Annotated in this window: 17 protein-coding genes and 1 pseudogene; 14 read left to right on the top strand and 4 right to left on the bottom strand. The window is 38.3% G+C overall.

The window, feature by feature from the left end:
* Window positions 1-112: 112 nt before the first annotated feature.
* The gene (locus BK049_RS12565; RefSeq protein WP_071168660.1) at window positions 113-442 is read left to right on the top strand and encodes a YuzD family protein; all 330 of its coding nucleotides are present in this window, start codon (window positions 113-115) and stop codon (window positions 440-442) included.
* A 101-nt stretch (window positions 443-543) separates the two neighbouring features.
* Window positions 544-774: a WYL domain-containing protein gene (locus BK049_RS12570; RefSeq protein WP_008357259.1), complete on the top strand. Its 231-nt coding sequence runs from the start codon at window positions 544-546 to the stop codon at window positions 772-774.
* Window positions 775-823: 49 nt separating this feature from the next.
* On the opposite strand, the gene BK049_RS12575 is transcribed toward BK049_RS12570, so the two are convergent.
* Complete coding sequence (locus BK049_RS12575; RefSeq protein ID WP_008357258.1) at window positions 824-1891, bottom strand: NAD(P)/FAD-dependent oxidoreductase; 1068 nt, start codon at window positions 1889-1891, stop codon at window positions 824-826.
* 256 nt (window positions 1892-2147) lie between these two features.
* Here BK049_RS12575 and BK049_RS12580 point away from each other — a divergent pair, with 256 nt between their 5' ends.
* From BK049_RS12580 to BK049_RS18980, 6 genes and pseudogenes are all read left to right on the top strand, one after another.
* Window positions 2148-2384, top strand: coding sequence for a YuzB family protein (locus tag BK049_RS12580; protein WP_008346813.1), 237 nt, complete (start codon window positions 2148-2150; stop codon window positions 2382-2384).
* Window positions 2385-2654: 270 nt separating this feature from the next.
* The gene (gene dapF, locus BK049_RS12585; RefSeq protein WP_071168661.1) at window positions 2655-3509 is read left to right on the top strand and encodes a diaminopimelate epimerase; all 855 of its coding nucleotides are present in this window, start codon (window positions 2655-2657) and stop codon (window positions 3507-3509) included.
* Between the two features lie 73 nt (window positions 3510-3582).
* Window positions 3583-3945: an iron-sulfur cluster insertion protein ErpA gene (gene erpA, locus BK049_RS12590; protein WP_008357254.1), complete on the top strand. Its 363-nt coding sequence runs from the start codon at window positions 3583-3585 to the stop codon at window positions 3943-3945.
* Window positions 3946-5035: 1090 nt separating this feature from the next.
* Complete coding sequence (locus BK049_RS12595) at window positions 5036-5839, top strand: sce7726 family protein (protein WP_071168662.1); 804 nt, start codon at window positions 5036-5038, stop codon at window positions 5837-5839.
* Window positions 5840-6784, top strand: a complete 945-nt coding sequence (locus tag BK049_RS12600) for a sce7725 family protein (protein WP_071168663.1) — start codon at window positions 5840-5842, stop codon at window positions 6782-6784.
* Window positions 6785-6860: 76 nt separating this feature from the next.
* Window positions 6861-6967 (top strand): annotated as a pseudogene (locus BK049_RS18980) (iron-sulfur cluster assembly accessory protein); the annotation flags it as partial.
* Between the two features lie 124 nt (window positions 6968-7091).
* Here BK049_RS18980 and BK049_RS12605 read toward each other — a convergent pair.
* Window positions 7092-7508: a hypothetical protein gene (locus BK049_RS12605; protein WP_071168664.1), complete on the bottom strand. Its 417-nt coding sequence runs from the start codon at window positions 7506-7508 to the stop codon at window positions 7092-7094.
* A 197-nt stretch (window positions 7509-7705) separates the two neighbouring features.
* On the opposite strand from BK049_RS12605, the gene BK049_RS12610 reads away from it, so the two are divergent.
* Window positions 7706-7912 carry a hypothetical protein gene (locus BK049_RS12610; RefSeq protein WP_008346803.1) on the top strand — a complete coding sequence of 69 codons (207 nt, stop codon included), beginning with the start codon at window positions 7706-7708 and terminating at the stop codon, window positions 7910-7912.
* 46 nt (window positions 7913-7958) lie between these two features.
* Here the strand turns inward: BK049_RS12610 and yumC are convergent, their stop codons facing one another.
* A complete protein-coding gene (gene yumC, locus BK049_RS12615; protein WP_008357239.1) occupies window positions 7959-8957 on the bottom strand; it encodes a ferredoxin--NADP reductase 2 in 999 nt (332 codons plus the stop codon).
* Window positions 8958-9347: 390 nt separating this feature from the next.
* Between yumC and BK049_RS12620 the strand changes: the two genes are divergently transcribed.
* The 4 genes from BK049_RS12620 to BK049_RS12630 all read left to right on the top strand — a co-directional run bounded on the left by BK049_RS12620 (window position 9348) and on the right by BK049_RS12630 (window position 11971).
* Window positions 9348-10565 (top strand): NAD(P)/FAD-dependent oxidoreductase, encoded by a 1218-nt coding sequence (locus BK049_RS12620; RefSeq protein WP_162130799.1) that lies wholly within the window; start codon window positions 9348-9350, stop codon window positions 10563-10565.
* A 134-nt stretch (window positions 10566-10699) separates the two neighbouring features.
* The gene (locus BK049_RS19560; protein ID WP_167358863.1) at window positions 10700-10825 is read left to right on the top strand and encodes a YuiA family protein; all 126 of its coding nucleotides are present in this window, start codon (window positions 10700-10702) and stop codon (window positions 10823-10825) included.
* A gap of 81 nt (window positions 10826-10906) precedes the next feature.
* Entirely contained in the window at window positions 10907-11227 is a 321-nt protein-coding gene (locus tag BK049_RS12625; RefSeq protein WP_008357234.1) for a YuiB family protein, read from the top strand.
* A gap of 99 nt (window positions 11228-11326) precedes the next feature.
* A complete protein-coding gene (locus BK049_RS12630; protein WP_071168665.1) occupies window positions 11327-11971 on the top strand; it encodes a 3D domain-containing protein in 645 nt (214 codons plus the stop codon).
* Between the two features lie 40 nt (window positions 11972-12011).
* Here the strand turns inward: BK049_RS12630 and BK049_RS12635 are convergent, their stop codons facing one another.
* A complete protein-coding gene (locus tag BK049_RS12635; protein WP_008346791.1) occupies window positions 12012-12488 on the bottom strand; it encodes a divergent PAP2 family protein in 477 nt (158 codons plus the stop codon).
* 321 nt (window positions 12489-12809) lie between these two features.
* Here BK049_RS12635 and BK049_RS12640 point away from each other — a divergent pair, with 321 nt between their 5' ends.
* Window positions 12810-14300: a leucyl aminopeptidase gene (locus BK049_RS12640; RefSeq protein ID WP_008357229.1), complete on the top strand. Its 1491-nt coding sequence runs from the start codon at window positions 12810-12812 to the stop codon at window positions 14298-14300.
* Window positions 14301-14311: the final 11 nt, after the last annotated feature.

Here is a 14311-nt window from a genome sequence, read left to right on the forward strand (position 1 = left end):
TCAAAGTTTCCTTCTCATTATAGCACAATCTCATCTTGAAACAAAAAGTGATTTTGACTTTTTTCATACAGAAAATTCAGCTAAAATAAAGAAAGAATAGGGGGCTTGTCAAATGAAACAAATCGTTGATCTTTATGTATATGGAAGAGATGTACTGTGCGCTAGCTGCGTAAATATGCCTTCGTCAAAAGAGACATTTGAGTGGTTAGATGCAGCATTAAAACGAAAATATCCGAATCAGCCGTTTCGCATCACATATATTGATATTGAGCACCCGCCAGAAAATGAACGCCAAAAAGAATGGTCTGAACGAATTCTTGATGATGAATTCTTTTATCCGCTTGTCCTAGTGGAGGATCAAATTGTTGGAGAAGGCAATCCGAAATTAAAAGACATTTATCAAGAAATGGAGAAATACGGGTACAAAGAGAGCAGTGAATAAGCTGTTCTTTTTTTGAGAAAATAAATAGAACAAACGTTCCTTTTTGTGTTGAAAAAAGAACGCTTGTTCGTTTATAATAAAATGAAAGGAGCGTGAGCATCATGAATTATTTACTGAACCAATCTCTTCATCAGCAAATACCAATTGATATGATTTATATGAAAAAAAACGGAGAATGCACGAAACGAAAAATCATTGTACACCGTCAAACGGACCAGCTCATACAAGCGTATTGTTTATCGAAGAAAACCATGAGAACTTTTCGTAAAGACTGTATTCTTGCTCTTGCTCCGATCAAAAGAACCCATCGACCGGCATATGCCGTTTCATAGAAAAAGCTCCTTCGCTTGGAAGGAGCTTTGAGAAAAAATTCACAAAAGTTTAGCCATTATGATGTTTGTACATCCAAAGAAGCCCGGATTTTAAGAGTCGTGGAACACGGCCAACAAGCGGACGATCTGCTACTAAGCCAAAGCCAGCTTTTTTTCCTAAAGAGCCGAGTACCCCTTTTAGCTTAAACTGCGGGTAAGCCTCAGGAAGCGGCTCGTTTTTCCAGCGTTTTTGCAGGGATTGAACAATTTGTTCTGCCTGTGCCTCGGCTAGCTGTGCACTTGGGGCGTGCGGCAAGCTTGCGCAGTCACCTACGACATATACATGCTCATCTCCAGGGAGATTGTGATGAGGAGTTAAGACGACACGGCCTTGTGCGTCTTTTTCAACATCCATATCTCGAACCACTTTACTTGGCTGAATTCCTGCTGTCCACACAATGGCATCTGCTTCAATCGCATCGTCATGGTTGTAAACAACCCCTTCTTCAACCTTCGTAATATTGGCACAGTTAATGATCTTCACATCATTTTCTTCAAACCATTTTTGTACATATAAACTTAATCTTTTTGGGAAGCTTGATAGAATCAGCTCTCCTCGGTCAAAAAGAATAATGTTTAAATCAGATCGGCTTTCTCGCAGTTCACTGGCTAGCTCTACCCCGCTTAGTCCAGCACCGACAATACCAACCGTTGCGCCAGCACTTAAATTGTTTAATTTGTTATACGCAAGCCTTGACTGATCAATGGTTTGAATGCTGTATGTATGCTCTTTCGCACCTGGGACATTATGATACTTGTCCTCACAGCCGAGTCCAATCACCGTATCATCATATGAAATAGGTTCTCGGTCGCTGAATAAGATCTGTTTGTTTTCAAGATCAATTTTTTCTACTTCCCCGTATTGAATATCCAGCTTCGGATGCTCTGGAAAAGATACTCGAATGTGATGATCAGAGATCGTTCCAGCAGCAAGTGCATAATATTCTGTTTTTAAACAGTGGTAAGGATTTCGATCAATTAATGTGATAGTGACATCATCAGGTAATTGATTTGGCAATAAGCGGTGGAGAACCCGCATATTCCCGTAACCTCCGCCGATCAAGACTAAATTTTTCATGACGATTCTCCTTTTCCCCCTAGACATTGAAAAACACTTATACTAAAAAACTTTAAGTTAAAATACCAAATAAAATTATATCGAATTTACTGTGAAACCACAATAATTGTTTCAAAATAACCTACATATTCATTAGTTAGTCCTAAATAGTAAAACATTTTACGAGGAATAGGCGTAACGATTTATTTGATGCTCATGTTTTGACTAATAGAAGGAATTTCGGTAGGATGGTAAGGCAAATGTGAGGTGAAGCACAGTGTTTCCACTGATCGAATTTTGTGTAAGTAATCTTGCACAAGGGTCTCAAGAAGCAAAAGAGAAGCTTGAAAAAGACCCAAACCTAGATGTCATGGAATACGGCTGTTTAAGCTACTGCGGCAAATGCATGGACTCCCCATTTGCGCTTGTGAATGGAGAATTTGTTTCAGGAGAAAATGCAGAGCAGCTAGTCGAGCGTATTTATGCTTTTATAGAGGAAAACGACATGTTTTAAATGCACCACATGGGTCATGAGGTGCATTTTTTTCATACGTTCAGCTACCATTTTTCAGGAGAAAATGTAGAAAGCGCATTCAATATGTTATGCTAATAAAATATCATCAAAATGAAGCATCACACGAGAGAAAAAGAGGCATATGCATAATAAAAGCCCTTTGCCATGGCAGCAAAGAGCTTCTATGTATGAAAAACGGGGGATGATAAGATTGTCTCCTGAATCGACTCCTTTTATACTATAAAGAAACAACATTTTTGGAGGACGCTCATGACATCATTTCAATTCACGAAAATGCACGGACTAGGAAATAATTATATATACGTCAATCAGATGAAGGAACAGCTTCCAGAGGAGCAACTGTCAGAGATAGCGACCCGCGTTTCTTCTGTTTATACAGGAATCGGTTCTGACGGAATGATCCTCATTTGCCCATCAGAGGTTGCACCTGTGAAGATGCGTATTTTCAACAATGATGGATCAGAGGGGAAAAACTGTGGCAACGGGCTTCGCTGCGTGGCGAAATATGTGTATGAGCATCAGATGGTGACAGACACGACGTTCCAAATTGAGACATTGTCAGGACTCGTTGAAGCCACTGTTCATGTCAAGGATGGTCATGTTCATCTAGTCACAGTAGATATGGGAAAACCACGTTTTGAAAAAGAAGCGATGCCGATGCTTGGTGAACCGGCTAGCACAACCATCAATGAGGCACTTGATTTTGGCACGGCGACATTACATGGAACGGCCGTTTCAATGGGGAACCCTCACATTGTTTTCTATTTAGAAGACATTGAACAGGCTCCGCTTGAATCACTTGGACCCATCATTGAAAAGCATGACATGTTTCCAGAAGGCGTCAATGTAGAATTTGTTGAACGCGTCAGTGAAACGGAACTGCATTTTCGCGTGTGGGAAAGAGGTTCAGGGATTACGCAAGCCTGCGGAACGGGAGCGTGCGCTGCGGCTGTATCAACGATTGTGAATGGACATGCGAAAAAAGAGACGGACATGACGGTTCATCTAGCAGGCGGAGACCTGATCATTCGCTGGAAAGACAATGACCATGTGCTGATGACAGGGCCTGCTGAAACAATTTGTGACGGCTCATTCTATCTCTAAACCATTTATTTGAGAAAAGGCAACATCACGTTTATAATTGAAAAGAAACATCCAGTCAAAAGGAGGGATGATCATGAGTACACCAGTAACGATTACAGAAGCTGCTGCATTGCAGATTAAAGATATGATGAAAGAACATGAAGAAGAAAATGCGTTCCTTCGAGTGGGCGTAAAAGGCGGCGGCTGCAGCGGACTTTCATACGGCATGGGCTTTGACCATGAAGTTTCAGAGAAAGACACGCAGTTCGAACAGCACGGCATCAAGGTCCTTGTCGACTCCGAAAGCCTTGACATCATGAACGGCACCATCATTGATTTCAAACAATCACTAATGGGCGGCGGTTTCACGATTGACAATCCGAACGCCATTGCATCATGTGGGTGTGGTTCTTCTTTTAGAACGGCGACGAATACCGGTACGCCGGAGGAGTGTTAAGAGTTTAGGAAATAATATAATTGGTTATGAATTACGCAGTATTTTGAGTTTGGAATATTTAATAGTTATGAATTAAATACCTTCTCTATAGTGATGTTGGAAAACAAGCTATTTGAGGAGGTATTTTTTAATACCTTTAAACAAGTATTAGAATAAAGAAGAGGGGGAAGGGTTTGTTAAAGTGATGTTGGAAAACAATTTGGAATAAGTAATTGACTTTAGTTATTGTAGGTAAAAGTATAGAAGATAAGAGAACGTATTTTAAAAGGAAGAACAGGATTATGTAGGTATTGATAATCAACATCAATTTTATAGTGGATCTTTAAATACAAAATAAACATATGTTTATTACAAAGGTATACCTTAATGGAAGGCATAAATAATTAGTTGAAATAGTTTGTAGACAATTAAACGGCGATTAAAAACGTTTATTAATCTAATTATGCACATTATATACTGATTGTTTATAATTGAGATACAATCAATGATTTGGTGGGTTTATAATGAATAAAAAGACTTTTACAATATATAAGAGTTTCAAGCAAACTCAAAAATTGATAAAGAAAGTTGAAAGACTAGAACGATTTGGTTAGTATGAACGTGAAATTTTAAATACGTAAAGATTGAATAGACCATAATATCAAGCTTTAAAACAATACTTACATGAAGATGTGTTACTTTACATATAAACTATTGATAGTCTTAGAAGGAGAGAGTGAAACTTTTATAAAAGAATATTAAATGCGAAACAAAATTAAATCATAAGCATTTGCTTGATTCATGGCATAATAGAAATACATTGAGGACACTTATGAGTGATTTAGTTCCTTTAGCGAGAGGGAACGGGTTAATGTTTTACAGGGTTAAACTAAAAGTACTAAAAGCATAGTGAAAGTATTTAAAAAGATCACAGTTTAATGTATCTACTTTAAGTAAAAAAATAAAAGAGTAAAATTATAAATAAAAGGTTATCGGGAGAAGCAGTTTGTAAACAAACTAGATTAAAAATAGACATTTTTATTAGAATACGAATAAATTTTTCATGGTGACAAGATGGAATTGAATTAGTCAATAGAAAAGAGTGAGTAAGATGAATAGTTCCAAATTCTATGATTGGTTTAATAGAAAAACGATTACCAAGTTAATTGGAAAAGAAGTTGATGAGGTAATATTACAACAAATTAAAGACTCAAAAGACTTGTACAAAGAATTATCCACCTCCTACAGAAATGAGTTTTTCTATAAAAATACTTTATTTAATAAACTAGTATTAGGTACTTATAGTTTGAATACTACTGTGGCATTGAGTGAAATAGAAATTGATGATTCAAAGGCGGATTTTGCAATAATTAATAGTAAAAAATCATTTGTTGTAGAGATTAAAACGGACTTAGACAACTTAGAGAAATTGATCTTCCAAATTGAAGATTATTATAAGGTGTTCTCGATAGTATATGTTTTAACTTCTGAGAATTACTATTACCAGGTTTATCGCTTATTAAAGAATACTAAAGTTGGAATTATGGTACTAACAAAAAGAAATACTATTAGTATTCGTAAAGATGCAAGCGAAGATTTTAGTGGATTAAAACATGACAACTTATTTAGAATTCTAAGGAAACAAGAATATGAAGAATTAATAGAAAAAAACTTTGAGGAAATCCCAAAGGTAAAGCCTATCTCTCGATATACAACTTATTTAAATATGTTTAGACTATTAGATATAAAAAAATCCCAAAGATTAGTATTTAATGCAATTTTAGGGAGGATTAACAAGAATAATGTCGAATATTTAAAAGAAGTGCCTTTAGAATTCAGATGGCTAGTTTATCAATCACATCTGAATCGAGAGAAATTTGAAAGGCTCTTAAATAATTTGCAGGGGGGCATTTGAATGTATTTTCCATTTCTACGAGGTAAACAACATGAGCTATTTGCACTGAGGGATTTAAACGAATCCAATGTTTTATCTGATGGAATATTACCAGTCATCGAACCAGTAAAATATTCTACACAGTTAGTTAGTACATTAAAAGGTTTAATTAATCACAATCGAAAAGTGATTATGATTATGAATCCAAGTATAGGAACTTTCGTTGCTGATTTAAATGATAATGAGGAAATAATGGATGAAATTTTAGAGCTTATGAGCCATCCGAATACCATTATTGGTTATCATTTGAACTCGAGTTCAGCTTTAGAAGAGTTACCACAACTTGTTCGGAAATGTGGAAGAAACTTGAAAGATACAGCCATTTTCCACAATGATTTAAGAAACGTAGATTTATATGAAGTAATATTTGATGAATATGAAGCTGGGTTTAACTTTATTCCTGACAAAAAACCATTCAAAAGAAGATTTGTTAATAATAATGGAATAATTTTGCGAGATTCATTTATTAAACGGTCACCTAACGCTGAGTATTTAAACCATGAAGTTGAATGGTATTCTTCGGACCATTTAGATTTTAAAAGTGAAGGGTTTTTAGGCTTTTCAGATTATTCTATAGTAGGCGAAGAATATACAGAAAGTGGATTTGGAGCTAAAGCAGTAGCTATTCATGTTATTTATCCAGATGAAGATAATAATTTTTGGGTGAGACATTTTGTATCTGATTCAAATGAGAATCGTGCCGACCAAGCAGGGAAATTTGGTGAAGCGCTTTATAAATTCGTAGATTGGTATAAGGAAAATAAAACAACTTTAATTGATACAAAAGGATTAAATGAATTATTAGATTGTGATAAGAATGGAAATTATCCTGGTCTTGGAATGTTAAAACGTTATTCAATTAAACATCACTTAGAACTTGTAGGAAATACATTAGTAAAAGTTTAAAGGTAGTATAGACTAAGGAGAAAAAGAGAGTAATTAGTGGATAATTACATACAATATTGACCATTATAATTAAATCATGATTTGTGGCGGTTTCACCATCGACAATCCGAACACCATCGCGTCATGCGGATGCGGTTCTTCTTTCAGAAAAGCGACGAATCCGGTATGCCGGAAGAGTGTTAACAACTGATCGTGAATTAAGATAAGTCTCCTTATTCGTTTGTTTTTGTAAACAACACGATCGAGGAGGCTTTTTTATTGAGGAAAATAAACTATAATAAAGAGACACTCATTCCGCGTCTCTGTCTCATATAGCTTCTTCTATTTTCAATAGTTCTTTATCCAAGACATCCACCAACTCTTGGGTGCTAAACATATAGATCACGACTTCTTTATTGCCATCTTCCACGTGGACTTCAATTTCAATTTTAATCTTTGCTGTTTTTTCATGGTACATCACTTCAAAAGTGCCCATTTTTTTCGTTTCGTTGTTTTTATTCATCTTTTGAACTTTGTAGAGTATCTGTTTGATTTCTTGATCACTCAAACCAGAATCCAAAACCGAAGTGGATACACGCTTTAAAAAAGGTTCTAGTTGATCAACATCCATATTCAATCCTGCTGCGAACTGAGCATAATGTTTGTTATAGTCTTTTGCAAACAGTTCAGCTGAGCTGCTGATAATCAGTAACAAGCTCAAACTGATTATTAAACGCTTGAACATCTTTCTATCGCTCCCTTATGAACATAATCTTCACTTCCTATATATCGGTCGAACAGATGAAACCTTCATTCTCTCTTCAACAATTGATAAATCGCTCAATTTTGTTACAGCTTGTCCTCACAACTGGCTATTTCCACCCGAAAAGAGTATCATGAGAACCAAACATAAACTGTCATCAGAAAAGAGGTTGCTGAGGTTTGAGTGAACAAATCAATTGCAGGAACTGTCATGAACTGATTCCGTATCGTTCAAAAACGTGTCCATCTTGCGGGATAGACAAGCCGCTTCCGAAAAAGGAACGTGTGAAGGATCGGGTGATTTTGGTTGTGGCGGGGATTGTTGTGGTGTTGCTTGCTGCAATGGTACTTGGAATGGCGAATGCCTATATTGGGATTTTTAAATAAACAAAAAAGGAGTTCCGCAGATGGAACTCCTTTTTTTGATCCGTTCTTATTTGTTTTCAAATAAGCTTGTGGAATGAAGTGGCTGTACACGGGCTTTCGGGTCCATGTACGCTTTTGCGTTGTTCACAGCAGTTGGTGCTTCACCAAATCCGCTTGCGATCAATTTGACTTTTCCTTCATACGTACAAATGTCTCCTGCCGCATAGAAGCCTTCGATGTTTGTTTCCATTGTGGATTTGACCACGATAGAGTTCTTTTCGATTTCAAGACCCCATTGTTTGATTGGTCCAAGGGAGGAAACAAAACCAAAGTTAACGATCACATCGTCCACATCAAGCACTTGTTTTTTATCACCTTTGACTTCTTCAAGCACAATTTGTTCAATGCGGTCTTCACCGATGAGCTCAGTTGGGACAAATGGTGTCAGCACATTGACTTTCGAGTTGTGCAAGTTTTCTACACTGTGCTCATGTGCACGGAATTTGTCACGGCGGTGAATGATGGATACTTCTTTTGCGATTGGCTCAAGCATCAGTGCCCAGTCCACCGCAGAGTCTCCGCCACCAAGAACAGCGACACGTCTGCCAGCAAATTGGTTCAAATCATTGATGAAGTAATGCAGGTTGCTTCCTTCAAATGATTCTGCTGCGTCAAGTTCAAGCTTTCTCGGTTGGAATGCACCGTTACCAGCTGTAATGATGATCGTTTTAGAATAATGAACCTCTTGATTTGTGACGAGTTTGAAGATACCGTCTGCTTGTTTTTCAACCGTTTCCACAGCTTGCTCTAAGCAAATGGTTTGATCAAATTTATCCATTTGTTCCTTTAAATTATCAACTAATTCTTGTGCGCGGATTTTTGGGAAACCAGCCACATCATAAATGTATTTTTCAGGGTAAAGAGCAGATAGTTGACCGCCAAGCTGAGGAAGGCTTTCAATGATTTTCACACTTGCCTGTCTCATGCCTCCGTAAAACGCAGTAAACAATCCAACTGGGCCGCCCCCGATAACGGTAATGTCATATACCTTAGAATCTTCTTGCATTCCTTAATCCTCCCAAATGAAAATTGTTATCACTATATCATATCATACCACATATCGTCGTTTGACTTGTTTTGAAAAACTTGTCGTTTTTTGATGTCGGTGCTATGAAAAAGAGAAAAAAGTGAGAAAGACCGTTTATCATAAGGATTTTCAGTTTAAAGCCTTGAAAAAAGGAGCAGAACTCGCTATTATTGTTTAGGGAACTAATTATTAATTTTTTATGAATTTTTGTCGGATACGGTCAAATGCTTTCGTTTTTTGTAGGTGAAAGTTCAGATTTTCACATACTTATTTTTTTGTTTAAATTTCATAAAATGCCGCAAAGCGGTTGAGAATAACGATATGTAATTCTTCATCCGTTTTACAGCAAATTTAAAAAAGGTGGATGTGATTCCAGTGAATAAACCGAAAATCGTTGTATTAGGTGCAGGTTATGGCGGATTAATGACTGTAACAAGATTAACAAAGCAGCTTGGCACAAATGATGCGGACATTACTCTTGTGAACAAGCATAATTATCATTACGAAACAACATGGCTACATGAAGCAAGTGCAGGTACACTTCATCATGACCGTTGTCGTTATCAAATCAAAGATGTGATTAACAGTTCCCGTGTCAATTTTGTTCAAGCGACAGTTGAGAGCATTGATAAGGAAGCAAAGAAAGTTGTGACATCAGATGGGGAACTTTCTTATGACTATCTTGTTGTAGCGCTTGGTGCTGTTCCTGAAACATTTGGTATTGCAGGACTGAAAGAACATGCATTCTCAATCTCTAACATCAACTCTGCTCGGCAGCTTCGTGAGCACATTGAGCTTCAATTTGCGACGTACAATAATGAAGCTGAAAAGCGTCCAGAGCGTCTAACCATCGTTGTTGGCGGTGCGGGCTTTACAGGTATTGAGTTCCTTGGTGAGCTTGGTAACCGTGTGCCTGAGCTTTGCAAAGAGTATGATATTGATCAAAAAGAAGTGCGTATTATCTGTGTAGAAGCTGCACCAACAGCTCTTCCAGGGTTTGATCCGGAATTAATTGATTATGCAATGAACTACCTTCAAGGTAAAGGTGTTGAGTTCAAAATCGGTACAGCGATCAAAGAATGTACGCCTGAAGGCATCATTGTTGGAAAAGACGATGATACAGAAGAAATCAAAGCAGCAACAGTTGTTTGGGCTGCAGGTGTACGTGGTAACCCAATCGTTGAAGAAGCTGGTTTTGAAAACATGCGCGGCCGCGTAAAAGTATCTCCAGATCTTCGTGTACCAGAAAATGAGGATGTGTTCATCATTGGTGACTGTTCATTAATCATCAATGAAGAAATTAACCGTCCATACCCACCAACTGCACAAATTGCAATGCAGCAAGGTGAGACAGTAGCGAAAAACCTTGCAGCACTAATAAAAGGCGGTACGCTTGAAAGCTTTAAGCCAGACATCAAAGGAACAGTTGCTTCTCTTGGTGAACACGACGCTGTAGGTGTTGCGTTTGGTAAAAAACTTCAAGGAACAAAAGCTTCTGCAATGAAGAAAATCATCGACAACCGTTCTTTATTCATGGTTGGCGGACCTGGACTTGTTCTGAAAAAAGGAAAGTTCAAGTTCTTCTAAACACCAATAGACGAAAACGTGTATCCTTGTGATACACGTTTTTTATGTTATACGGAATATTTTCTCACTTGGTACTGGACAGAAAAATATGTTATGATGAATTATCAGAAAATTTAGATTAAGGAGTGGGCAATATGAATGCACAAGCAAAAGAAAAAAAAGCAACCTGTCAATATTGTTCAGGTAAAGGATATTTTCAGTTATTGCTCGGCGGATCAGAAACATGTGAGGAATGTAAGGGGACAGGAGAGCAGCATTAATCTCACTGCTTTTTCCATTGATTGACTTCATCTCTCTTTCCAAGTTAAACTAATGATGGGATATTTGGGGGTGGAGATGAAGTGATCAGTTTACCAGTCGTTATCATTTCAGTTATTTTATTTTTCGTGTTATTCTTCGGCATTGGATTTTTGCTGAATATGCTGCTGAGAATGTCATGGATTATGGCGATTTTATATCCAATTGTATGCCTTTTCATTATCAATAATCAAAAGATGATCGCTTATATAAGAGAACCAGGTATCGCTTTTTCAGGGATAGGAGACCGCATCGTCTCACTCGCTGCGGCAGATATCATCATTTTATTAAGCGGTTTAATTGGTGCCATTGCCTCAGGCTTTGTCATCAAGGCACTTCGAAAAAGAGGTTATCAAATGTTTTAACTCACTTGTTTACACGCAAGTGGGTTTTTTTGTTTCTCCTTTGCATAGATTCCATTTGGTTTGGAAACAAATAGATGGGTAGAGGAGTGACAAATAGAAATGAAAACATGGATGAAACGATTGTTCATGACAGCCCTATTTATGCTTGCTTTGATGACGAGCTTTACGGGCATATCTGGCGTAGAAGCAAGCGACTTAGCAACATGGGTGAAAAAGACCAATGCGGGCAAGCAAGTATCTTCTTTTTTTCAACATCCAAAAAGGCAAACGATGGCGGTTAAAAGTGACGACTTGCGAGCGGTGTCTCTCGAAGAAGCATTTAATTGGAATGATTATCCGAAGCAAAAGGTTGTCGCCACAGGCTATACAGCGGGTGTAGAATCAACAGGTAAGACGAAGGAACACCATGCATATGGCATTACATATTCAGGCGTCAAAGTAAAACGTGATTTATATTCAACCGTGGCAGCGGACCCATCTGTCTTTCCGATTGGAACTGTCCTGTTTATCCCAAACTATGGCTATGGAGTGGTCGCAGATACCGGTAAAGCGATTAAAGGTCATAAACTGGATTTATATTATGAAACGGTTGATGATGTGTATAGAGAATGGGGTAAAAAAGTGCTGGACGTGTATGTGATTAAAAAGGGAGAAGGAAGGCTAACGGAAAAAGACTTAAATCAGCTGAATGAAGCAGAATCGATGCAAGTGTTCCGGCAGCAGTTTCAAGCCAATAAAGAATAAAAAAGCTTTGGATCTCAAAAGGTCCAAAGCTTTTTCGCTTCTACATGAAGTAATAGTCTAAGATGAGTGTGAGCAAGATTCCAGTTAAGCCACCGAAGAAAACCTCAATCGGCTTATGCCCAAGAAGCTCTTTCAATTTCTTTTGCTTCTCTTTTTCTTCCGCATTTGGGAAGTTCTTTGCCTCGGCAACAAACCGGTTAAAATCCGTGACCAGTTTGTTTAGGACAGTTGCCTGTTCTCCTGCCTGTCTGCGAACACCTGTCGCATCAAACATTGTAATAATGGCAAAGATGGCGGAAATGGCAAAAATAGATGTTCCTAGCCCGTGCTCTAAAGCAACTGCTGTTGAGAGTGCTGTTACTGCTGCGGAGTGTGAACTTGGCATTCCGCCTGTGCTTGTGATGAGCGACCAATCTAGGCGTCTAGAAATGATAAATTGAATAGGTACTTTTACAAATTGTGCAAAAAAGATGGCTGCAAGACTGGCAAGCAGCGGAAAATTCGTCAGTACGCTCATGAACAAGAAACATCCTCTCTTTAAGAAAAATCGTGTGAAAAAATGAAGTGTTAACCCTAGTAAGATAAAAAATGATGGCAGTAAGAACTGTTGCCAAGTCCATGTTTATTATAACATTAAAGAAAGTAGAAGTGGAGAACGAGGAGAACATGAACAGGCGGCTATCGAAGGCCGTCACGTTTTCATCATGCCCTTCCGTGAGTCAAAATATAAATGTTCATGAAGAGAAGACAGGCTGGCAATGATCGTATAGGTACGCAAATTTTGATATAATGGAAGTTCCAATGTGAAATATGGAGTTCATTGAAGGAGCGTGTGATAATGTTTTTCTCAACAAATGAGTTGCAACATAAAGATACACTGGCCATCGGACTTTTTCAAAAGAGCCAATTATCAGGAAAAGCAAAAGAAATGGATGAATTACATGGAGGAAGAATCACTGAATTATTAAAAGAAGGCGATATTTCTTCCAAACGAAATCAGCTTTCGAAATTTTTCCCATCCCCTGAAACAGGCATTAAACGCATTTATTTTGTCGGTCTTGGGAAGGAATCAGATTACACGTTTGAAGAGGCAAAAGAAGTCTTTGCACATTTATTTAAAAAGCTTCATCAAGATAAAAAGCAAGCGGTTTCGGTCTTGCTTGATACGTTCATAGGAAAGGATCTGCCTGTTCAAGATGCAGCCCATGCCCTTTCTGAAAGCTGTCTCTTAGCTACATATGAATTACAAGATTTTAAACATAAAACGAATGAACCCGATCGCTTTATCGAGTTTGTCTATGCTACGACAGATCATGATACGGCTGAAATTCAGGCTAGTCTGAAAGTAGGCGAAGTCTACGGACAATCCGTCAATTCGGCTCGTACCCTTGTGAATATGCCGCCGAACATGCTCACGTCCTCTGACCTTGCTTCCTATGCGGCAGAGCTTGCTTATAAATATGAATTCGAGATTGAAATTTTAGATAAAGAACAAATGGAAGAGCTCGGGATGGGTGGTATTTTAGCCGTCAATAGAGGCTCAACGGAACCACCAAAGCTGATTGTATTGAAATATCAAGGCAAGGAAGAATGGACAGACGTCATTGGGCTTGTTGGGAAAGGCATTACGTATGATACAGGCGGATATTCATTAAAGCCAAGAGCAAGTATGGTCGGCATGAAAACAGATATGGGCGGATCAGCTTCTGTTTTAGGCGCAATGGAAATTATCGGTGAACTTCGTCCAGAGCAAAATGTGATTGCTGTTATTGCGTCAACAGATAATATGATTTCAGCAGACGCCATGAAGCCAGATGATGTGATTGTGTCATTGAGCGGTAAAACAATCGAAGTGCTCAACACGGATGCAGAAGGACGTCTTGTTTTAGCAGATGGTGTGACATATGCGAAACAGCATGGAGCCTCTGTACTTGTGGACGTGGCGACATTAACAGGCGGTGTCATTGTAGCACTTGGGAATGAGATAACAGGCGTGATGACCAATAATGATGAACTGTATGGACAGTTTAAAGAAGCATCAGAAGAATGTGGTGAAATGATTTGGCAGCTGCCAATCACTGAAAAAGATAAAAAGCGAGTGCGAAACAGCAAAATGGCTGACCTCAATAACTCACCAGGCCGTGATGGTCATGCGATCATGGCAGGTGCATTCATTGGGGAATTCGCTGAAGACACCCCTTGGGTTCACTTAGATATTGCAGGAACAGCCACGACAGAAAAACCTTCATGCTTTGGGCCAACAGGAGCAACAGGCGTGATGGTGAGATCAATAGCGACATTTGTAGAACGATTTGAAGCAAAGAAATAAAGACTGAAGCT

Origin of the sequence: Bacillus xiamenensis (assembly GCF_001857925.1) — a bacterium.
Lineage (GTDB): Bacteria > Bacillota > Bacilli > Bacillales > Bacillaceae > Bacillus > Bacillus xiamenensis.

Coding starts and splice junctions, on each gene's coding strand:
- BK049_RS12565 (WP_071168660.1), top strand. CDS start 113: ATGAAACAAATCGTTGATCTTTATGTATATGGAAGAGATGTACTGTGC.
- BK049_RS12570 (WP_008357259.1), top strand. CDS start 544: ATGAATTATTTACTGAACCAATCTCTTCATCAGCAAATACCAATTGAT.
- BK049_RS12575 (WP_008357258.1), bottom strand. CDS start 1,891: ATGAAAAATTTAGTCTTGATCGGCGGAGGTTACGGGAATATGCGGGTT.
- dapF (WP_071168661.1), top strand. CDS start 2,655: ATGACATCATTTCAATTCACGAAAATGCACGGACTAGGAAATAATTAT.
- erpA (WP_008357254.1), top strand. CDS start 3,583: ATGAGTACACCAGTAACGATTACAGAAGCTGCTGCATTGCAGATTAAA.
- BK049_RS12595 (WP_071168662.1), top strand. CDS start 5,036: ATGAATAGTTCCAAATTCTATGATTGGTTTAATAGAAAAACGATTACC.
- BK049_RS12600 (WP_071168663.1), top strand. CDS start 5,840: ATGTATTTTCCATTTCTACGAGGTAAACAACATGAGCTATTTGCACTG.
- BK049_RS12605 (WP_071168664.1), bottom strand. CDS start 7,508: ATGTTCAAGCGTTTAATAATCAGTTTGAGCTTGTTACTGATTATCAGC.
- yumC (WP_008357239.1), bottom strand. CDS start 8,957: ATGCAAGAAGATTCTAAGGTATATGACATTACCGTTATCGGGGGCGGC.
- BK049_RS19560 (WP_167358863.1), top strand. CDS start 10,700: ATGAATGCACAAGCAAAAGAAAAAAAAGCAACCTGTCAATATTGTTCA.
- BK049_RS12630 (WP_071168665.1), top strand. CDS start 11,327: ATGAAAACATGGATGAAACGATTGTTCATGACAGCCCTATTTATGCTT.
- BK049_RS12635 (WP_008346791.1), bottom strand. CDS start 12,488: ATGAGCGTACTGACGAATTTTCCGCTGCTTGCCAGTCTTGCAGCCATC.
- BK049_RS12640 (WP_008357229.1), top strand. CDS start 12,810: ATGTTTTTCTCAACAAATGAGTTGCAACATAAAGATACACTGGCCATC.